This is a genomic window from Achromobacter sp. Marseille-Q0513, from assembly GCF_018195695.1.
Taxonomy (GTDB): domain Bacteria; phylum Pseudomonadota; class Gammaproteobacteria; order Burkholderiales; family Burkholderiaceae_B; genus Achromobacter.
The window spans coordinates 1-20457 of sequence record NZ_JAGTJY010000005.1; the positions used below are offsets into that span (position 1 = coordinate 1).

Annotated in this window: 20 protein-coding genes and 1 tRNA gene; 12 read left to right on the forward strand and 9 right to left on the reverse strand. The window is 65.6% G+C overall.

Annotation, left to right across the window (positions count from 1 at the left end; translation table 11 throughout):
• From KDH83_RS02300 to dapC, 5 genes are all read right to left on the reverse strand, one after another.
• On the reverse strand, positions 1-1163 hold a 1163-nt coding region (locus KDH83_RS02300; RefSeq protein ID WP_212312544.1), incomplete at its 3' end, for an ABC-F family ATP-binding cassette domain-containing protein.
• The gene (gene prmB / locus KDH83_RS02305; RefSeq protein ID WP_212312545.1) at positions 1160-2056 is read right to left on the reverse strand and encodes a 50S ribosomal protein L3 N(5)-glutamine methyltransferase; all 897 of its coding nucleotides are present in this window, start codon (positions 2054-2056) and stop codon (positions 1160-1162) included. The genes prmB and KDH83_RS02300, both read right to left, overlap by 4 nt.
• Before the next feature lie 91 nt (positions 2057-2147).
• On the reverse strand, positions 2148-3302 hold the full coding sequence (gene dapE / locus KDH83_RS02310) for a succinyl-diaminopimelate desuccinylase (protein WP_212312546.1): 1155 nt from the start codon (positions 3300-3302) through the stop codon (positions 2148-2150).
• A complete protein-coding gene (gene dapD / locus KDH83_RS02315; RefSeq protein WP_212312547.1) occupies positions 3302-4123 on the reverse strand; it encodes a 2,3,4,5-tetrahydropyridine-2,6-dicarboxylate N-succinyltransferase in 822 nt (273 codons plus the stop codon). Before dapD ends, dapE begins: the two co-directional genes overlap by 1 nt.
• Before the next feature lie 29 nt (positions 4124-4152).
• Positions 4153-5349 (reverse strand): succinyldiaminopimelate transaminase, encoded by a 1197-nt coding sequence (dapC, locus tag KDH83_RS02320; protein WP_212312548.1) that lies wholly within the window; start codon positions 5347-5349, stop codon positions 4153-4155.
• Between the two features lie 46 nt (positions 5350-5395).
• On the opposite strand from dapC, the gene KDH83_RS02325 reads away from it, so the two are divergent.
• From KDH83_RS02325 to KDH83_RS02335, 3 genes are all read left to right on the forward strand, one after another.
• A tRNA-Leu gene (locus KDH83_RS02325) sits at positions 5396-5482 on the forward strand.
• A 492-nt stretch (positions 5483-5974) separates the two neighbouring features.
• Positions 5975-6406: a hypothetical protein gene (locus KDH83_RS02330; protein WP_212312551.1), complete on the forward strand. Its 432-nt coding sequence runs from the start codon at positions 5975-5977 to the stop codon at positions 6404-6406.
• The gene (locus KDH83_RS02335) at positions 6384-7139 is read left to right on the forward strand and encodes a hypothetical protein (RefSeq protein ID WP_212312553.1); all 756 of its coding nucleotides are present in this window, start codon (positions 6384-6386) and stop codon (positions 7137-7139) included. The genes KDH83_RS02330 and KDH83_RS02335 overlap by 23 nt, the downstream gene beginning before the upstream one ends.
• Before the next feature lie 100 nt (positions 7140-7239).
• Here the strand turns inward: KDH83_RS02335 and KDH83_RS02340 are convergent, their stop codons facing one another.
• Positions 7240-7743 (reverse strand): DUF4189 domain-containing protein, encoded by a 504-nt coding sequence (locus KDH83_RS02340; RefSeq protein ID WP_349291591.1) that lies wholly within the window; start codon positions 7741-7743, stop codon positions 7240-7242.
• A 412-nt stretch (positions 7744-8155) separates the two neighbouring features.
• Between KDH83_RS02340 and KDH83_RS02345 the strand changes: the two genes are divergently transcribed.
• The 3 genes from KDH83_RS02345 (at position 8156) to KDH83_RS02355 (ending at position 9841) form a co-directional block, all read left to right on the forward strand.
• Positions 8156-8431, forward strand: a complete 276-nt coding sequence (locus KDH83_RS02345; RefSeq protein ID WP_212312555.1) for a BrnA antitoxin family protein — start codon at positions 8156-8158, stop codon at positions 8429-8431.
• A gap of 119 nt (positions 8432-8550) precedes the next feature.
• The gene (locus tag KDH83_RS02350; protein WP_212312557.1) at positions 8551-9483 is read left to right on the forward strand and encodes a cation transporter; all 933 of its coding nucleotides are present in this window, start codon (positions 8551-8553) and stop codon (positions 9481-9483) included.
• 85 nt (positions 9484-9568) lie between these two features.
• Entirely contained in the window at positions 9569-9841 is a 273-nt protein-coding gene (locus KDH83_RS02355; protein ID WP_212312559.1) for a DUF2164 domain-containing protein, read from the forward strand.
• Positions 9842-9981: 140 nt separating this feature from the next.
• On the opposite strand, the gene KDH83_RS02360 is transcribed toward KDH83_RS02355, so the two are convergent.
• Entirely contained in the window at positions 9982-10191 is a 210-nt protein-coding gene (locus KDH83_RS02360) for a hypothetical protein (RefSeq protein WP_212312561.1), read from the reverse strand.
• Positions 10192-10626: 435 nt separating this feature from the next.
• On the opposite strand from KDH83_RS02360, the gene eat reads away from it, so the two are divergent.
• The 6 genes from eat to KDH83_RS02390 all read left to right on the forward strand — a co-directional run bounded on the left by eat (position 10627) and on the right by KDH83_RS02390 (position 18899).
• Complete coding sequence (gene eat / locus KDH83_RS02365; protein WP_212312563.1) at positions 10627-12039, forward strand: ethanolamine permease; 1413 nt, start codon at positions 10627-10629, stop codon at positions 12037-12039.
• A gap of 110 nt (positions 12040-12149) precedes the next feature.
• A complete protein-coding gene (locus KDH83_RS02370) occupies positions 12150-13139 on the forward strand; it encodes a helix-turn-helix domain-containing protein (protein WP_212312566.1) in 990 nt (329 codons plus the stop codon).
• Positions 13140-13395: 256 nt separating this feature from the next.
• Entirely contained in the window at positions 13396-14793 is a 1398-nt protein-coding gene (locus KDH83_RS02375; RefSeq protein ID WP_349291592.1) for a glutamine synthetase, read from the forward strand.
• Positions 14794-14816: 23 nt separating this feature from the next.
• The gene (locus tag KDH83_RS02380; RefSeq protein WP_212312568.1) at positions 14817-16214 is read left to right on the forward strand and encodes an aldehyde dehydrogenase family protein; all 1398 of its coding nucleotides are present in this window, start codon (positions 14817-14819) and stop codon (positions 16212-16214) included.
• Between the two features lie 14 nt (positions 16215-16228).
• Positions 16229-17392, forward strand: a complete 1164-nt coding sequence (locus KDH83_RS02385; RefSeq protein ID WP_212312569.1) for an iron-containing alcohol dehydrogenase — start codon at positions 16229-16231, stop codon at positions 17390-17392.
• A gap of 28 nt (positions 17393-17420) precedes the next feature.
• Entirely contained in the window at positions 17421-18899 is a 1479-nt protein-coding gene (locus KDH83_RS02390) for a M81 family metallopeptidase (RefSeq protein WP_212312570.1), read from the forward strand.
• A 194-nt stretch (positions 18900-19093) separates the two neighbouring features.
• Here the strand turns inward: KDH83_RS02390 and KDH83_RS02395 are convergent, their stop codons facing one another.
• Positions 19094-20005, reverse strand: a complete 912-nt coding sequence (locus KDH83_RS02395; RefSeq protein WP_212312571.1) for a GNAT family N-acetyltransferase — start codon at positions 20003-20005, stop codon at positions 19094-19096.
• A gap of 18 nt (positions 20006-20023) precedes the next feature.
• Positions 20024-20422 (reverse strand): lysozyme inhibitor LprI family protein, encoded by a 399-nt coding sequence (locus tag KDH83_RS02400; RefSeq protein ID WP_212312572.1) that lies wholly within the window; start codon positions 20420-20422, stop codon positions 20024-20026.
• Positions 20423-20457 lie beyond the last annotated feature (35 nt).

The window sequence follows — 20457 nt, forward strand, 5'->3', positions numbered from 1 at the left end:
TGGGGCTGGGGGAAATAGCCGATGGCCGGCCCGCGCGAGGCGCGGCGCTCGCCGGCCTGCACCGGCAGCTCTTCGGCCAGGGTCTTGATCAGCGTGCTCTTGCCCGCGCCGTTGGCGCCCAGCACGCCGACGCGGCTGCCGGCGCGCACCATCAGCGTCACGTCGCGCAGGATGGGCACGGTGTTGCCGGCCGCGTCCGTGTAGCCGGCGGACAGGTGTTCCAGCGTCAGCAGCGGATCCGGTACCTGGTCGGGCGAGGGAATGCGGATATCGATGCCGGCCTCGGCCTGCAGCGGCGCCAGCACCTGCATGCGCGCCAGGGCCTTGACCCGGCTCTGCGCCTGCTTGGCCTTGGACGCCTTGGCCTTGAAGCGGTCGATGAAGCCCTGCAGGCGTGCGGCTTCGCGCTGCTGCCGTTCGTAGGCGATGTTGCCCAGGCGCAGGCGCTCGGCGCGCTGCGTCAGGTAGTCGTTGTAGCCGCCGCGGTAGCGCACCAGCTTGGCATGGTCGAAATGCAGGATGGATTTCGCCACCGCGTCCAGGAACTCGGTGTCGTGGGAGATCAGCATCACCGTGCCGGGATAGGCCGCCAGCCATTTCTCCAGCCACAGCATGGCGTCCAGGTCCAGGTGGTTGGTGGGTTCGTCCAGCAGCAGCAGCTCGGACGGCGCCATCAGTGCGCGCGCCAGCGCCAGGCGCATGCGCCAGCCGCCGGAGAAGCTCTCTACAGGCTGCATCCATTCCTGCGGCTTGAAGCCCAGGCCGGCCAGCAGCTGCTCGGCGCGCGAGGCCGCGCTCCAGGCGCCGGCTTCCACCAGCGCCGCCTCGGTCTCGGCGATCTGCGTGCCCTGGTCGTCGCCCAGCGTGGCGCGGCGCGCCTGCAGTTCGCGCAGATGGGTGTCGCCGTCGATGACGAACTCGCGGGCGGGACGTTCGTCGGCGTGGATTTCCTGTTCGACGCTGGCGATGCGCCAGCCGGCCGGCAGGCTCAGGTCGCCGGCGTCCTGGTCGATCTCGCCGGTCAGAAGCGCGAACAGCGTCGACTTGCCGGCGCCGTTCTTGCCGACGATGCCCACGCGTTCGCCGGGGTGTACAACAAATTCAGCGCCGTCCAGCAGCACCTTGGTGCCGCGGCGCACGGTCAATCCTTGGGCGCGTATCACGTTTTCAGTTGTTCTCGGGTCAATAGCAGAAGCTGGTCGCTGGCTTCCTCGGTGTCCAGCCACACGGGCGACAGCTCGGGGAAGGCGGCTTCGAAGAAGTCGCGCTCGTGGCCGATTTCCAGCACCAGCACGCCCTCGTCGCTCAGATAGCGCGGCGCGGCTTCCAGGATGCGGCGCACCAGGTCCATGCCGTCGGTGCCGCCAGCCAGGGCCAGTTGCGGTTCGTGCAGGTATTCTTGCGGCAGCGCGTCCATCGAGCCGCTGTTCACATAGGGCGGGTTGCACAGGATCACGTCGTAGCGGCGCGCGGGCAGCGCGTCGAACAGGTTGCTCTGGTGCAGTTCCAGCCGGTCGGCCAGGCCGTAGTCGTCGACGTTGCGGCGGGCCACGTCCAGCGCGTCCGGGGACACGTCAACGGCGTCCACCTGCGCATTCGGGAAGGCCAGCGCACCCAGGATGGCCAGGCAGCCCGAGCCGGTGCACATGTCCAGCACGTGCTCGACGGCGTAGGGATCCTGCACCCAGGGCGTCAGGCCCTGGTCCAGCAGTTCGGCGATGGGCGAGCGCGGCACGATGACGCGCGCGTCCACGTAGAAGCGGTGGCCGCGCAGCCAGGCTTCGTTGGTGAGGTAGGCGGCCGGCACGCGCTCGGTCACGCGGCGGTCGATCAGGTCCAGCACGCGCTCGCGTTCCTCGGTCAGCACGCGGGCGTCCAGGAAGGGATCGAGCGTGTCCAGCGGCAGGTGCAGCGCGTGCAGCGTCAGGTACACCGCCTCGTCCCAGGCATTGTCGCTGCCGTGGCCCAGCGCCACCTGGGCGGCGTTCAGGCGCGATACGCCGTAGCGGATCAGGTCGCGCAGGGTTTGCAGTTCGTGGCGGGCGGCAGGATTCATGTGTGCTCGGATTCGTGAAGCCGCCCCCGTCCGGCCCGGCGGGCCTTCATGGGGGCGGCGGTCCCGCGCGGCAGGCGCGGGGTGTGGCTCGTCAGGGCTGGACGGGCAGCAGGTTTTCCAGCGTGCGCCGGTAGATGTTCTTGAGCGGATCGAGCGAGGCGATCTCGATGCGCTCATTCACCTTGTGGATGGTGGCGTTGCAGGGGCCGAACTCGATGACCTGCGGGCAGATCTTGGCGATGAAGCGGCCGTCCGACGTGCCGCCGGTGGTCGACAGCTCGGTGGTGACGCCGGTCTCGGCCAGGATGGCCGAGGACAGCGCCTCGCTGAGCGAACCGCGCGGGGTCAGGAAGGGCTCGCCGCCCAGCTCCCAGTCCAGCTCGTACTCCAGGCCATGGCGGTCCAGCACCTCATGCACGCGCGCCTTCAGCCCTTCGGGCGTGCTGGCGGTCGCGAAGCGGAAGTTGAACAGCGCCACGGCATCGCCCGGCACCACGTTGGTGGCGCCGGTGCCCGAGTTCAGGTTCGACACCTGGAACGTGGTGGGCGGGAAGTACTCGTTGCCCTGGTCCCATTCGATGGCCACGATCTCGGCCAGCGCCGGCGCCAACTGGTGCACCGGGTTGCGCGCCAGGTGGGGGTAGGCCACGTGGCCCTGCACGCCCTTGACCGTCAGCGTGCCCGACAGCGAGCCGCGGCGGCCGTTCTTGCAGATGTCGCCCAGCGTGTCGCCCGAGGTGGGCTCGCCGACGATGCAGAAGTCCATCTGTTCGCCGCGCGCCTTGAGCGCGTCGCAGACGATGGCGGTGCCGTCGATCGACGGGCCTTCCTCGTCGGACGTGATCAGCAGCGCGATCGAGCCGCCGTGCTGCGGATGGGCCGCCACGAATTCCTCGGCCGCCACCACGAAGGCGGCGATCGAGCTCTTCATGTCGGCCGCGCCGCGGCCGTACAGGAAACCGTCGCGCTCGGTCGGCGTGAACGGGTCGCTCTGCCATTTTTCGCGCGGGCCCGGCGGCACCACGTCCGTGTGGCCGGCGAACACCGCCAGCGGGGCGGCGCTTCCGCGCCGCGCCCACAGGTTGGTGACGCCGCCCTGGGCGATGGTCTCGCAGCGGAAACCGATGCGTTCCAGGCGCGCGGCCAGCGTCGCCTGGCAGTCCTCGTCGGCCGGGGTGACCGACGGGCGGGCGATCAGGTCCTTGACCAGGTCCAGGACGGCCGATGATCCGGAAGACGTGCTCATCAAGCCCTCAGCAGGTCGTTGATGCTGGTCTTGGCGCGCGTCTGCGCGTCGACGCGCTTGACGATCACGGCGCAGGCCAGGCTGTGTGAACCGTCGGCCGAGGGCAGCGAGCCCGGCACCACGACCGAGCCCGAGGGCACGCGGCCGTAGGTGATCTTGCCGGTGGCGCGGTCATAGATCTTGGTGCTTTGCGACAGGAACACGCCCATGGCCAGCACCGAGTTCTCTTCGACCACCACGCCTTCCACCACTTCGGAACGGGCGCCGATGAAGCAGTTGTCCTCGATGATGGTGGGGTTGGCCTGCAGCGGCTCCAGCACGCCGCCGATGCCGACGCCGCCGGACAGGTGGACGTTCTTGCCGATCTGGGCGCACGAGCCGACCGTGGCCCAGGTGTCGACCATGGTGCCTTCATCGACGTAGGCGCCGATGTTGACGTAGGAGGGCATCAGCACCACGTTGCGGGCGATGTAGGCGCCACGGCGGGCCACGGCCGGCGGCACCACGCGGTAGCCGCCTTGCTTGAAGGCGTTGTCGCCGTACTCGGAGAACTTGAGCGGCACCTTGTCGTAGAACTGCAGCGGGGCCTGGCCCATGATGGCGTTCTCGCTCAGGCGGAACGACAGCAGCACGGCCTTCTTGATCCATTGATGCACGACCCAGTCGTCATTGATCTTTTCGGCCACGCGCAGGCGGCCCAGGTCCAGACCGTCGATGGTGTGCTCGACCGCTTCGCGCACTTCGGCGCTGGCGTCGGCGGGCGACAGGTTGGTCCGGTCTTCCCAGGCCTTTTCGATGGTGGTTTGCAGGTCGAGAGTCATAACGGCTCAGCTTTTCAAAGAGGGGTTGGTCAAACGGAAGTCTTGATGAAATGCGCGATGCGCTCGGCGGCCTGGACGCATTCGGCCAGCGGCGCCACCAGCGCCAGGCGCACCCGGTTCTCGCCGGGATTGACGCCGTGCGCGTCGCGCGCCAGGAAGCTGCCGGGCAGCACCGTCACGCCGGTGCGGCCGTACAGGTCGCGCACGAAGGCGGTGTCGGGGCCGGACGTGCCGGCCCACAGGTAGAACGAGGCTTGCGGGCGGTCCACGTTGAGGACGTTGCGCAGGATGGGCAGCACCGCGTCGAATTTCTCGCGGTACATGCGCCGGTTTTCCTTCACGTGTTCTTCGTCGGTCCAGGCGGCGATGCTGCCGGCCGTGACGATGGGGCTCATGGCGCTGCCATGATACGTGCGGTACAGCAGGAAGCGGCCGATCAGCGCCGCGTCCCCGGCCACGAAGCCCGAGCGCAGGCCGGGCACGTTGGAGCGCTTGGACAGGCTGGAGAACGCCACCAGGTTGCGATAGTCGTCGCGGCCCAGGCGGCGCGCCGCCTGCAGCCCGCCCAGCGGCGGATTGCCTTCGTCCAGGTAGATCTCGGAATAGCATTCGTCGGAGGCGATGACGAAACCGTGGCGGTCGGACAGCTGGAACAGCGTCTTCCACTCTTCCAGCGACATCACGTTGCCGGCCGGGTTGCCCGGCGAGCACACGAACACCAGCCGCGTCTTGCGCCAGATGTCTTCCGGCACCTGGTTCCAGTCGCAGCCGAAATTGCGCGCCGCGTCGGCATTGACGTAATAGGGCGTGCCGCCGGCCAGCAGCGTCGCGCCCTCGTAGATCTGGTAGAACGGGTTGGGGCAGACCACCACCGAGCCGGCCGACGGATCGATCACCGTCTGGGTGAAGGCGAACAGCGCTTCGCGCGAACCCAGCGCCGGCAGCACCTGGGTTTCCGCGTCCGGGGCCGGAATGCTGTAGCGCCGCGCCAGCCACTCGGAGATCGCCCGGCGCAGCGCCGGATCGCCCTTGGTGGACGGATAGACCGACAGCCCCGCCATGCCGTCGCGGATGGCCTGCGCGACGCGCTCCGGCGCGGCGTGCTTGGGTTCGCCGATCGACAGATTGATGGGGGCAAGCCCGTCCGGCGGCGTGCCGGCCGAGGCCAGCAAGGCCCGCAATTTCTCGAACGGGTAGGGGTGTAGAGCATCTAGGCGCGGGTTCATGCGCACGATTTTAACAAGCAAGCTACAATAGCGGGCTTGGCCGTAAGCGAAGGTGGCGAAATTGGTAGACGCACCAGGTTTAGGTCCTGACGCCGTAACAGGTGTAGGGGTTCGAGTCCCCTCCTTCGCACCAAGAATCCTCCCAGTAAAACAGTGACTTAGCAATGGCTCAGGTTTTTGCCTTGTCATTGTTTTTGGCTGTTTGGGCTACGCCCGAGAGAGGCGCAAAACGCTGGGCGGTGAAGATCCTGTGGTCGGCGTTCGGCAGGCCGCTACAGTCGAAGCTCAGGCGGTGCCGTGATGAGGCGGCTATCCGCCCGTAGTGTTTGACACTGGACTGCGGGTTTTCGCCCTCAGAACAAACCTCAACAGATTCCCTTAGAAGTACATCTAGACTAGAAAACCCGCCACGCGCAAGCCGGCGGGTTTTTGCATTCAAAGCATCTTTGAATAGTTGATAATGATATCGAATCTCGTTATTGTTATGGGAAAGTGAAAATCAAATGTCGCTTGCGGTAGAGAGAGCAGACAAATGGTTCGAGGATGCCTATCACGGGAGGAGGCGGTAATGGTTGTGCTTGGCCGATGCGCGAGACAGGCAGTCGGAGTGGTCGCATCGATTCACATGACGTTTGGTTTCTTGCTTGCGACATCGGCTTACGCGGCACCAGACCCGACCAAAGACTTTCCGTCCTGGAATATGAGCATGTTCTCGAGGGCGAACTGCATCAACAATGAGTCGATTTCATGGGACCCCAGCGGAGCGTCGTACTGGAAACTGTATACAACTTCGCTCCAAATTAATCTGGATGACTTCACCCAGGTCTATGTGACCGCTGGACCAGCAGTAACTTGGAGATCCGCCGCTATATCCTGGTTCGCCGCGGGAGAGGGGTTTTGGCAAGTAGAAGGTAACCATCAAATCCAGCCTGCACCCAAGACCGATGAGAATGAAGGATGGGCCTTGATAGCCACCTATTGCCCAAATAGTTTCGGCGGCGCCACTGACGATCTTGAGGATTGCGTGCAAACCTATGCTGACAACTGCAGCTTCTAAGGAAATCGGGATGTATATGGGTAGTGGAATCACTCGATCCGCCGTCTTCATCGCGGCTTTGCTCGTGGGCGGCGTTGCATCCGCGGCCGGCGCCGTGGCAACCGAGTTTCCGGCGGCCAGCGAAATCAAGCCACCGGCCAATATGCCGGCCGAGGCCAAGGCGATCTGGGACAAGCAACGGGCCAACGCAAGCAAGGTGACACCGCGTGCACTTGATTCGAGTCCGGCCACCAACCTTGCTTCGATACCTGTCATCGAGCGATCGTTCAAGCCCATGCGCGAGCGGGTGGAGCAGCTCGCCAAGACTCGCGGCTCGCTTCCCGAACATCTGCACACGCCATGGGTGATTCCTTCTGACGTTTCGAAGAGCCCGCTCGGTCGTTGCACGCTGGGTCAGGCGACTCCCATGGGCGTCGAAGTGGACGGCAAGCTCACCGGCCAGATTCGGGTGTTCGATTGTTCCAGGATCGGGCCTGTCATCCTGACGGAAGATATGCTGAACAAAGGCGGCATGCTCAGCCTCGCATCCGCCGATGATGTGAATGCGAAACTCCTGGTGGGGGGAATCGAGCGGGGCGTGATTGCCTCGCGACTGGTTCGGTCCGAGGACAAGGAAGAGATGACCATGGTGCGTTGGCGCAGCGGTGACAAGTCGGTCACGCTGCGCGTATCCGGGACGCAGGCGCATTCTCTCGAATTTGTTCAAGAGACCCTGAACAACATTGCTGACTGAATGCCTGCTGCGCCGAGCGCGCGGGTAGGGCGGCTTCTTCGTCGGCCTGGGTCCACGGCCCCGGAACACGCAAGTGTCCCGAGGCTTTTCTTTTTGTCGGCTATTGCACGCGCACCGGCATGCTGCAATCGGAAAAAAAGACCTCGCAGGTGCCGCCGCTGACCTGCGCGCATTCATTCAGCGCCAGCCGGGATGCTTCTTCCAGCGTGGCCGCGAACCGGGCGGACGTCCGGTTGTTGCCCCACGCGATCACGCCGCATTGATTGGCATACGACAGGTTCACCTTGCAGTCGCCGCCGCCTTTTTGGGCGCATATCGCCAGCGCGGCTTCTTCGGCCTGCCGGCGGGTCGCCTTGCTGCCCGCGACGCCGGTCTTGCCGGTGACGCTGTCCACGGCGATCGCGCCCCAGCGATCTTCCCAGCGGACGGATGGGGCAGCGGATTCGCCCTGTGTTCCGCCCGGGACCTGGTACAGGCCGGGGATGGGCACGCACCCGCTTGAGCCGGAGCCGGGAGCCGCCGGCGTATAGCCGTCGGCGCAGCCGTTTTCGGCGGCTGCGGGATTGGTAAGGGCCAGGGCCGCGGTCAGCGTTGCCAGCGCCACGGCAAGGCGGTGGAGGATTTTCATCAGAGTCACCTGGTTGGTGGGGGCGGAGGATGTGCAAATTCTAGGGACAGGCCAAGTCGATGGCAATGCTGAATCGGCTGGTGTAACGAGATTCCGCGCGCACCGGCAGGCTGTATATGGGGCGCGGCGCGCAGGCTTGCCGATTTGACAGCCTTGTTTGATTGTAAATACAATCTGCCCCGTGAACTTCGCTTTCATCCATTAAAAGAACAATCACCCCACGCAGCGGACCTTGCGCATCCTCCTTGTGCGCACCGTCAGGAAGACAACGGCATCTGCGGCATGCGTTTCCCCCATCGAATACATCCGGTTTGGCCGGCATTGCGGGGAAACCGGACGAAGTTCGCATGATCGGTTGGCTGACAGGCCGCTCCGGGAGTCGGACATCATGACGACCAAGCGCATTCCTGATTCATCGGAACATGACAACCCTGACATCCTTGCGGGCAAGCCCGTCGAGGCGTCCGGCAGCGATGGCGCATCCCCGCAAGCGGAGTCCGCCGGCGTGCGCCGGCGCGGTCCCCAGAAGGCGCCGCTCAAGCGGGTGGTCACCATCCGCCTGTCGGCGGACGTGGTGGACGCGTTCAAGGCGACCGGCGCCGGGTGGCAGACCCGTGTCGATAGCGCCCTGAAAGACTGGCTCAAGCAGAACCCGCCTTCCTGAGCCGACCGATCATTCCCTCAATCCCAAGGAAAACGCAGTCAACCGAACTTTCGACGGGCGACGCGATGCTGGCGCAACCATCGCCGGCGGCGCGCTGTCGTCCGAAGAGGGGAGGCCATATGCACAAGCACACTGAACAATCGATACTTCGCACTTCCATTCTCGTCACCATCGTGGTCGCCGGCAGCGGCATCCTCTTCGGCCTCTTGTCCGGGTCCTTCTCCATCGTGTTCGACGGCGTCTACATGCTGGCGGACGCGGGCATGAGCGGCCTGGCGCTGATCGTCGCCCGTCTCATCGCACTGTCCACGGCGCCGGGCGGACCGACCGGCAAGCTGCGCGACCGCTTCACCATGGGCTTCTGGCACCTTGAGCCCATGGTGCTGGGCCTGAACAGCCTCATGCTGACCGGGGTCGCCATCTACGCGTTGATCAATGCCGTCGGCAGCCTGATGAAGGGCGGCCGCGACCTGGAGTTCAGCTATGCGATCTTCTATGCCGCCTTCGCGTTGGTGGCCTGCATCGGCATGGCCATCTACGAAATGCGGGTGAACCGGAAGTTGCGTTCGGAATTCGTGGCGCTGGATGCCAAGGCGTGGATCATGTCGGGCGGGATCACCGCGGCGCTGCTGCTGGCCTTCAGCGTCGGCTATGCCATCGAGGGCACCTCGCTCGATTACCTGACGCCCTATATCGACCCGGCCGTGCTGGCGCTGGTGTGCCTGGTGATCATTCCGATGCCTATCGGCACCATACGGCGCGCCCTGGCCGATGTACTGCTGATCACGCCGCCGGACCTGAAGGAGCACGTGGACGAGGTGGCCAGGACGTTCACGCAGCGCTACGGTTTCACGTCGCATCGTTCCTATGTGGCGAAAGTGGGACGCGGCAAGCAGATCGAGCTGTATTTCATCGTGCCCAAGGACCTGCCTGCCAAGCCGCTGGAGGAATGGGACCGGATCCGCGACGAGGTGAGCCGTGCCGTGGGCGACGATACGCCGGACCGCTGGCTGACCATCGCCTTCACGACGGACCTGGAGTGGGCGGTCTGAGGCAGCGCGGCCGGGCATGCGTTGTCCTGCCGCGCGCTTTGTTCTAGCCTCGTGTTCCTCACGCATGCAAAACGAGGCGGACAGGATGGCTATCGAACTTGAACGGGAATTGCGCGATACGGCGGTCGCGTCGATCCAGCGGTATTTCGACCAGAACATGGAAGAGCCGATCGGCAATATCGCCGCCGGCGCGCTGCTGGGATTCTTCCTGGAGGAAATCGGGCCGGTCATATACAACCGGGCGGTTGCCGACGTACAGGAAAGGTTGCAGGCCCGCGTTGCCGAACTGGACCTGGAAGTCCACGAGGACGAATTCGCCTACTGGCGCAAGTATGACAAGGCCAAGCGCGGCCGGTGACCGGATGCCCTGCGCGGGCGTTGATCCGGCGCCAGGCCGGCGCCGTCTGGAGCCCCGTGGCACGCAAGTGCTCCGGGGCTTTCTTTTGCCCGCGCCAGGGGATGGCCGTGGAGAGTCCCGGCCCTGGCGGTATTGCTAGATCAGAGGCGGATGATCTTTCCGCCCGGTGGCGAAAGCTCGTGCAGCAGATCGTCCAGGTACTCGGCCAGGTCTCCGGCGGCCAGGTCCGCGGGAATGATGATCCCGTTGGCCGGCACGCGTTTTCCCGCCGCCACGCGATAGGCCTGCCAGCCTCCCGCCGCCGTGGGAACGATTTCCAGCCTGAATCTACCGTAGATGTCGAATTCCATCGTCGCTCCTGGCGCCACGTCGGATGGACGCTGCGCGGCCGGGATATGGGATATCCCTAATCCCGGGAAAGTTTGCCAAATCTTGATAACCCGTTGAGTCTTTTGGTCATTAGCATCAAAAGCGTACCTTTCCTGCTTGCGCGCGGCCACTCCGGCAAGTCGGGCCGAGCGCGGCGGAAGGGTACGCAACACCAAGGCTGCGCATGCGGATGATCCCGCCGGCGCAACCCAGAACATGGCAAGGGGCATGGTCCGCGTCCAGAGGCTTTGATGGCCCGTTCGCGGAAGGTCGCAGGCAAGAACGCGCTGACTGAGTTGTCCCGAAGGCGGGGGAGCCATCCTCTCTCGCCCGCGGCACGGCGGCGTGGACCCTCGTCACCGGATGCCGTTCGAGCATCGGGACGTCCTATATCAGACTCATCGGGAAACGAAAGCATGTCAAATGTGAATTCCCATCCCCATGGCGAATCGGCCCACGGCGGCCTGAAGAAGACGTTGGGCACCTGGCAGCTGTGGGGCATCGCGGTCGGACTTGTGATCTCCGGCGAGTATTTCGGCTGGAGCTACGGCTGGGCGAAGGCCGGGACGCTGGGCTTTCTGGTCACGTCGGCCTTCGTCGCGGCGATGTACACGACGTTCATCTTCAGCTTCACCGAACTCACCACCTCGATTCCGCACGCGGGCGGGCCTTTCGCCTACGCCAAGCGGGCGTTCGGCCCGGTGGGCGGGTACATCGCCGGCATGGCGACGCTGGTCGAATTCGTGTTCGCGCCGCCTGCCATTTCGCTGGCCATCGGCGCCTACCTCCATATCCAGTTTCCCGGGCTTTCGCCCACCACCGCGGCGGTGGGCGCCTATCTCATCTTCATGTCGCTGAACATCGTTGGCGTGCAGATCGCCGCGGCGTTCGAGCTCACGATCACGCTGCTGGCCGTGTTCGAGCTGCTCGTGTTCATGGGCGTCGTGGCTCCGGGATTCCACTGGTCGAACTTCACGCAGGGCGGCTGGGCTGGCGCCGACAACTTTTCAATGGGCACGTTTGGCGGCATCCTCGGCGCGGTGCCGTTCGCCATCTGGTTCTTCCTTGCGATCGAGGGCGTCGCCATGGCGGCGGAGGAAGCCAAGAATCCCAGGCGTTCGATTCCGATCGCGTACATCACGGGCATCCTGACGCTGGTGGTGCTGGCGATGGGCGTGATGCTGTTCGCGGGCGGCGTGGGCGACTGGAAACTGCTGGCGGACATCAACGATCCGCTGCCGCAGGCGATGAAGCTCATCGTGGGGGAAAACAGCGGCTGGATGCACATGCTGATCTGGCTCGGGCTGTTCGGCCTGGTCGCCTCTTTCCACGGCATCATCCTCGGCTACTCGCGCCAGATCTACGCGCTGGGCCGCGAAGGCTATCTGCCGGCGTGGCTGGCGAAGCTGCATCCGCGCTTCCGGACGCCGCACCGGGCCATCCTGGCCGGCGGCGTGGTCGGCATCATCGCCATCTTCAGCGACCAGTACGTGCAGTTCGCCGGTCAGGCGCTCACCGCGAACATCGTGACGATGTCGGTGTTCGGCGCCATCGTGATGTACATCATCAGCATCCTCTCGCTGTTCAAGCTGAGGAAAACGGAGCCCGGGCTGGCCCGCCCGTTCCGCGCGCCGTTGTATCCCTTCTTCCCAGGGTTTTCCCTGGTGGCGGCCATCGTCTGTCTGGTGACGATGATCTACTATAACCGCGAGGTCGCGCTGCTGTTCGCGGCCTTCATGGCGCTGGGCTACGTCTACTTCCTGATGACCAGGGGAAGGCGCAAGGACGATGCGGCCGAGTTGCTCGAAGAGGCCGTGAGGCCGGAGTAGGGGACATGATGCCAGGCGCCAACCGATTCTTCGTGATGCCAAGCCGGCCGCGGCCTCGACATGGGGCGCTGCCGCAGCCGCCTGATGGCAATCGATGAGGTCGCCACGAGATGCTCGAAACCCCAACATCAGTCCGCGAGTTCAAGGCGCGCCAGATCGTGTCGCACGATGCCGACGAGCAGGCGGCGACCTTGTTCGGCTGGAAGCAGACCTACGACCAGCTGACTCCCGGCCAGTTTGTCGGCAGCCTCACCGAGCTGAATTTCGCGGCCACGCATCTGTTTTGCGAAACGACCAGCCACAAGCTGCATCAGCTGTGCGAGATTCCGGATGGCGCATGGTGGTTCGGCATTCCGGTCGGACGCGATGCCGCCGGCAGCATCCATGCCACGCCCATCTCGACGGAGGTGCTTGCCTTTCGTCCAGGCGGCTGTGAATTCGAACTGCTGACGCCGCCCGACTATTCGATTCTTGGCGTGGTGGTGAACGCGGATGCGCTCATGCGCTATGCCGAGCAGTACTGTGAATCGACCTTGCGGCAGATCCACACCAGCAACGAGATCATCTGTATCGGCGCGCAAAGACGGCATGCGCTGAGCGAGATGCTGCAGATGATCCTGCGGGAAGGGCGCAGCGCCGCCGATGCCTCGGGGGGCGCCGCGCAGCACAACGTGGAAACGACGATATTCGCCACGCTGGTCGAGTCCGGCGTGCTGCCGACGACGCGCCAGAAGGCCCGCCACATCTCAAGCGCACGCCGGGTCCAGATCGCTTCCGATGCCCGCGATTTCGCGCTGGCCAATCGGGACAGGGCGGTCGGCATCCTGGAACTCTGCGGCGTGCTGCACGTCAGCCGCAGAACGCTTCAATACTGTTTTGAATACGCCTACGACACGACGCCGCAGAACTACCTGCGCGCGTTGCGGCTGAATGGCGTGCGTCGAGAGCTTTCAGCGCGCGAGCGCGGCTCGACCACCATCCACCAGGTTGCCTCGTCCTGGGGCTTCTGGCACATGAGCCAGTTCGCCCAGGACTATCGGACGCTGTTCGGCGTGCTGCCTTCCGACACCCTGTTCGCGGGCGGCGCAAGCGCGGGCTGAGCAGGCTCACGCCACATCGCATCGCTGGCATGCCCGCCACGCGAGCGGCGTGGCCATGCGCGCGCGCCGTCGGCGATTGCAATCGCGCTCGATTCGCCCTGCTCGTGGTTAACCAGTAGAGGGCGATTCTTTGCCAAAAGTCGATACCTGTCGTGCGATGCCCCTCATTACCATGGACGCATCGAAAGTGCGGGGCGACAAGGCCGCCGCGTTCGATGGGCTTGTATCGAGGACAGCAAAAGTGGAGACGTTTATCGTGGACGCGAAGGGTAAGTCGGGTATCGATATCAAGACGGTCGAGGACGCCATTCGATTGGTCGAGGCCAGCAAGCTGACTCACATCAAGGTGGGGCTGTCCGACGTCGACGGCATCCTGCGCGGCAAGTATCTGCGCAAGGACAAGTTCGTCAGCGCGTTGCGCTCGGGGTTCGCGTTCTGCAGCGTGGTGCTGGGATGGGACGCCGACGACCAGATGTACGACAACGCCTCGTACACGGGCTGGCACACGGCCTACCCGGATGCGCAGGTCCGCATCATCCCGCAAAGCTGCCGCCGCCTGCCGCTGGAAATCATGAACGGCGAGCCGATGCTGTTCTTCCTGGCAGAGTTCGCCGGCGATGCCGAGGAGATCTGCCCGCGCGGCGTCCTGCGCCGGGTGATCAAGCGCGCCGCCGACCTGGGCTACGACGTGTATTCGGCGCTGGAATACGAGTTCTTCGTGTTCGAGGAAACGCCTCACAGCGTGCGCGAGAAGAACTACCAGAACCTCAAGAGCTGGACGCCCGGCAACTTCGGCTATTCGATCCTGCGCAGCACGGTGAACAGCGATTTCTATCGCGACCTCATCGACATGACCGAGACCATGGACATGCCGATCGAGGGGCTGCATACCGAGACGGGGCCCGGCGTGTTGGAGGCCGCGCTGGCGGTCGACGAAGCCTTGGCGATGGCCGACAAGGCCATGCTGTTCAAGTGCTTCACCAAGGCCCTGGCCCAGCGCAACGGCCTGATGGCCACGTTCATGGCGAAATGGTCGCACAACGAGCCCGGCCAGAGCGGCCACATCCATATGTCGCTGCGCGAGAAGGAATCGAGGAAATCGGCGTTCCACGATGAATCGCGACCGCACAACATGAGCGTGGTGCAGGAGCAGTTCATCGCCGGCGTCCAGCAATTCCTGCCGGAATTCATGAGCATGTACGGGCAGACGGTGAATAGCTACTCACGCCTGGTGCCGGGTTATTGGGCGCCGCTGGACGCCACTTGGGGCGTGGAAAATCGCACCACGGCCTTGCGCCTGATTCCGGGCACGGAAAAGTCGCAGCGCGTCGAGGTGCGCATCGGCTCCGCGGACGCGAACCCGTACATCGCCCTGGCCGCGGCCCTGGGCGCGGGTCTCTACGGCATCGAGCACAAGCTGAAACTCCAGCCCATCGTCACGGGCAATGCCTACACGCAGCAGTTTCCCGATCATCTGAAGCTGCCCAGCTCGCTATGGGACGCGGCGCAGCGCCTGCGCGGATCGGAAGTGGGGCGCGAGCTGTTCGGCGATGCGTTCGTCGAGCATTTCGTGGCCACGCGCGAGTGGGAGGAGCGTCAGTTCCGCCGTCATGTGACGGACTGGGAGCTCAAGCGCTATTTCGAAATCATCTAGTTTCCAGTCGTCGAGATACCGTCATGAAAAAGCAACTGACCACCATCAGCCCCATCGATGGCAGCGCATACGTCCAGCGCGACCTGGCGACGGACACGCAGATCGCGCAGGCGCTGACGCGCGCGCACGAAGTCCAGAAGGACTGGGCCAGGCAGCCGATCGCGCATCGCGTCAGGATCCTGAGCGCCGCGATCGACCGCTTTGTCGCCAACAAGGAGATCATCGCCGAAGGCATCACGCGCCAGATGGGGCGGCCGATACGCTATGCCGGCGGCGAGGTGGACGGATTCGCCGCGCGCGCCCGCCACATGCTGTCGATCGCCGAGGCGTCGCTGCGGCCGATCCAGGTGCCGCCGCAGGAAGGCTATACCCGCTACATCACGCGCGAACCGGTAGGCGTGGTCTTCACGATCGCGCCGTGGAACTACCCGCTGCTGACGGCGGTGAACAGCATCGTGCCGGCGCTGGCGGCCGGCAACGCGGTCATCCTGAAGCACTCGGACCAGACGCCGCTGTGCGCCGAATGGATCCACCAGGCCTTTGTCGAGGCCGATCTGCCGCCGGGACTGTTCCAGTACCTGCACGTCGACCATGATGCCGTTCGCCGCATCATCGAATCGAACCAGGTCAACTTCGTCTGCTTCACGGGATCGGTGTCCGGCGGTCGCGCCATCGAGCAGGCGGCCGCCGGCCGCTTCATCGGCGTCGGCCTGGAACTGGGCGGCAATGATCCGGCCTATGTGCGCGACGACGCCAACCTCGGCCATGCCGTCGAGACGCTGGTGGACGGCGCGTTCTTCAACAGCGGGCAGTCCTGCTGCGGCATCCAGCGCATCTACGTCGCGCAGCGCCACTATGACGCGTTCGTCCAGCGCGCCGTGGCCCTGACGAACCAGTATGTGCTGGGCAATCCCCTGGATCCGGCGACGACGCTGGGCCCGGTGGTACGCAGCTCGGCGGCGGACGGCGTGCGCGCCGTCATTGCGGACGCGCTGGCAAAGGGCGCGAAGAATCTCATCGATCCGCAGGCGTTCGGCAGGGCCGGCGATGGCGGACCGTATCTGGCGCCGGGACTGTTCGTCAACGTGGATCACACGATGACGCTGATGAACGACGAGTGCTTCGGCCCGGTCGTCGGCATCATGCCGGTTCGGGACGACGAACAGGCGATCGCGCTGATGAATTCCAGCCCCTACGGCCTGACCGCCAGCGTATTCACCACCGACGAACAGGCGGCGATCGGCATCGGCCAGCGCCTGGAGACGGGCACGTTCTTCATGAACCGCTGCGACTACCTGGATCCGGCGCTGGCATGGACCGGCGTGAAGAACACGGGGCGCGGGGCCACGCTCTCGCAGGTCGGTTATGAGCATCTGACCCGTCCGAAGTCCTTCCATCTGAAACTGCAGGTCCAACCCTAGTCCTTGAGAAGAACATGACTCTCCCGATTGCAAACTGGAATTATCCGACCTCGGTCAAGGTGGGCGCGGGACGCGCTAGCGAACTGCCGCAATGGTGTGCCAGCCTGGGCATGAAGCGGCCGCTGCTGGTGACGGACCCGGGGCTGGCGACGTTGCCGATGACGGTGAAGCTGCTGGATTCATGCCGTTCGGCGGGCCTGGACGCGGGCCTGTTCCATGCCATCAAGGGCAATCCGACCGGCAAGAACGTCGACGACGGCGTGGCGGCGTTCAAGGCCGGCGGCCACGATGGCGTCATCGCATTCGGCGGCGGCTCCGCGCTCGATGCCGCCAAGGCCATCGCCTTGATGGCGGGCCAGGACAGGCCGCTCTGGGATTTCGAGGACGTCGGCGACAACTACCTGCGGGTGAACGTCGCGGGCATGGCGCCCGTGGTCGCCATTCCGACGACGGCCGGCACCGGCTCGGAAGTCGGCCGCGCCTCGGTCATCACCGATGAACGCGAGCACGTCAAGCGCATCATCTTCCACGCGAAGATGCTGCCGGCGGTGGTCATCCTGGACCCGGAACTGACGGTCGGCCTGCCGCCGAAGATCACGGCCGCCACCGGCATGGACGCCCTGTCGCACAGCCTGGAGGCGTATTGTTCGCCGTTCTACCATCCGATGGCCGTCGGCATCGCGGTGGAAGGCATCCGTCTCGTCAAGGACTATCTGCCGCGCGCCTGCGAGAACGGCGCGGACCTGGAGGCGCGCCTGCAAATGCTGGTGGCCTCGAGCATGGGCGCGACGGCGTTCCAGCGCGGCCTGGGCGCGATGCACGCGCTGGCGCACCCGCTGGGCGCGGTGTACGACGCGCATCACGGCCTGCTCAACGCGATCCTGATGCCATACGTGCTGCGCGCCAACGAGAGCGTCATCGCTGAACGCATCGGCCTGCTGGCGCGCTATCTGGAGCTGCCGGATCCGTCGTTCGACAGCTTCCTGGACTGGGTGCTGGCGTTGCGCGCCAGCCTGGGCATTCCGCACACGCTCGCGGAGATCGGCATCGACGCGAAGGAGGCGGAACGCATCGGCAGGATGGCGCATGCCGACGGCTCGGCCGGCACCAATCCGATTCCGTTCACGCCGCAGGCGTATGCGGGCATCCTGGTGAACGCGGTCGAAGGCGTGTTGTAGCGCCCCGGGCGGCAGGCGAGGGGCGGCGATGGCAAGAATCGGGATCGGCGGCTTTCTGCATGAGACCAACACGTTCGCCGACAGTCGAGCGGACTTCCGGACGTTCGTCGAGGCGGATGCCTGGCCGGGCCTGCTGATCGGCGACGAGATGATCGCGGCGGTCAGCGGCGTCAACCTCGCCACCGACGGATTCATTCAAGCCGCGCGGCGGCATCACGAGCTGGCGCCGCTGGTGTGGGCATCGGCGAACCCCAGCGGCCCCGTGACGCGGGATGCGTTCGAAGCGATGTGGTTCCTGTTCGAGCGGGCGCTGCGGGACGCGGGCAGGCTGGACGCGCTGTTTCTCGATTTGCACGGCGCGATGGTGACCGAGCACCTGGAGGACGGCGAGGGCGAGTGGCTGCGGCGCGTTCGGGCGTTGGTCGGAGACGCCCTGCCGATCGTCGTGGCGCTGGACTTCCATGCCAACATCACGCCCGAAATGGTCGAGCGCGCCACGGCGCTCATCGTGTATCGCAGCTATCCGCACGTCGACATGGCGGCCTCGGGGCAGCGGGCCTATGCGGTGCTGGCCCGATTGCTGGCGGGCGAGCGGCTGCATCGTGCGTATCGGCAAGTTCCGTTCATCATCTCCATGCCCTGGCAGAGCACGCTGGCAAGCCCGATGGCCGGGATAGCGGAACGGGTCAGGGCGCTTGCCACCGCCGGCATCGCCAGTCTGGACTTCGCGCCCGGCTTTCCGCTGGCCGATATCCCTCATTGCGGTCCGTCCATCGTGGCCTACGCAACGGACGGCGAGGACGCCGAACGGGTCGTGGCGGAGCTGTATCGGGACATCGTCCGGAGGAAGGCGGAATTCGGCGGGAAGCTCCATTCGGTCGACGAGGCCGTACGCGCCGCCGGCGCGTTTGTCGCGGCCGGAGACGGTGGAACCCTGATCCTGGCCGACACCCAGGACAATCCGGGCGGCGGCGCGCCCGGCAATACCACGGACCTCATACATGCCTTGATTCGCGAGCAGGTCGCAGGGGCCTGCGCCGGGGTGGTTTGCGACCCGGCCTTCGTCCAGGCGGCGATCCGCGCAGGCGTGGGCGGCGCCATGACGGCGGCGCTCGGCGGCCAGGGCGGCACGGGGGCGGGGCCGGTGCAAGCCCGGTTCGAGGTGCTTGCCGTCGGCGACGGACGATTCGTGGGGACCGGGCCGTTCTATTCGGGCTGTCGCATGGACCTTGGGCCCATGGCCCGTGTGCGCATTGCAGACGGGGCTGGCCTGGAGATCATCGTGTCGAGCCGCAAGCAGCAGGCAGCCGATCGCGAGATGTTCCGGCATGTCGGCGCCGACCCGGCGCGGTATCGGGTGCTGGCGCTGAAAAGCTCGGTGCATTTCCGCGCCGATTTCGGCAGCCTTGCCCGGGAGATCCTGGTCGTCGAGGCGCCGGGCGTCAACACCGCGAACCTGCGCACGCTGACCTTCAGCAAGCTCCGCGACGGCGTCGAGATCCTGTAGCGGCGTCGGGCGCGAGTTTCAATGGCAAAGAAAACGCCCCAGGCAACCGCACGTTGCCTGGGGCGCAGTGCCACCGGTTACGGGCGGGGGATGCCAGGAACGGTAGCAGGGAAAGCTTAGCAAGCGCGGGGGCGCAGGGTATGAAGTTGTGTGAAGGATTGTTGTGGTTGTGAATTTGCCACCGAGCCTGGCGTTCAGCGGACGAACTTGACGTAGACGAGTTCAGGGTCGCCTTCGTCCAGGTTCTCGATCATGCCGCTGGGCACGAAACCGGCCTTGGCCATCAGGCGCTGGGCGGCGACATTGGACTGGTTGGTCGACGTGAAAAGCTTGGCTGTATCGCAAGCGGCCACGGCCGCTTGCAACAGGCGCAGCGCCACGCCCTGGCGCCGGCAGGCGGCGGCGACGACGATGAGCGACACGAAGCCGTGTCCGAAAAAGCCGTGGTCCTGCATCACATAGCCCACGATGCGGCCGGCGTCGACCGCGACCCGGCATTGCCCCTGTTCGACGGCCAGCGTGATCTGCCAGGCGCGCGCGGGATCCGCCAGGGCCAGGACGTCGATCGCGAGCATGGCTGGCGTGTCCGTCGGCGTCGCCACGCGGACCTCATGCGTATCCTGGGGCGGCGCGGTCTGGCCGGATGCGCGGATCGAAGGCGCGCCAGGCAAGGACAGCATCCAGAATCCGTCTGCGCCGTCTGCTTCGCGCGGCGGCTGCACGGCCGCCTGCGGCGCGACCCTGCGCCAGAAGCTCAGCGCGCCGGCGTTGTCGGCCATCACGCCGATGCGCCAGGGGCCCGGATGGGCGGCGAACAGCGCGCGCGCCGCCCGCGCGCCCAGGCCCCGTCCGCGGAATTCCGGCAGCACGCAGAACTCGGCCATTTCGAAGACGCGGCTGTCGGGCAGTTGCCGGACCAGCGCGAAGCCGGCGGTCCGACCCTGCTCGCGGATCAGATAGGGAAAGCGGCCGGCTTCCGTCCAATACAGCGGCAGGTATGGGTAGTCGGGGTCTGCGCCCAGGCCGCGCAGGTAGTCGGGCAGCAGGGCGGCGAGTTCATCTCGCGCCGGGCCGCAGGAGGGAACGCGTTCGAGCGTGATCGTCATCGCCGGATCCGGGCCGTCTCAGTCGCCGGCCAGTTCGCGCAGTTCCAGCGCGCGGGCGATGTTCAGCAGCATGGGGCAATGACCGTACATCGGGGAGCCCACATAGGACGTGGCGAGCGCGCAATGGCCGTTGCGGTACTGCAGCCAGGCCTTCTGTGTCTGCTCCAGCTTGTCGGCATCCTCGGGCGCTTCCTGCGCGAGCTTGGCATGCAGCCGCGCATAGAGCGTGTTGATCTCGCGCTTGACCTGCCCAGAGACCGACTCGGAACAGCTCAGCACCGATGTGTTGTTGACCGCGCCGGCCTCGGTCAGGCAACGGTCATACAGGTTGTTGTAGTCGACGGCCGGCGCGGCGATGGCGGCCAGGGGCAGCAGCAGGGGCAGGGCGTGGAGCAGGCGGGAGATCGGGTTGGGCATGATTGGTTGTCGGCGTCGTAGCAGCTGGCCAGGTC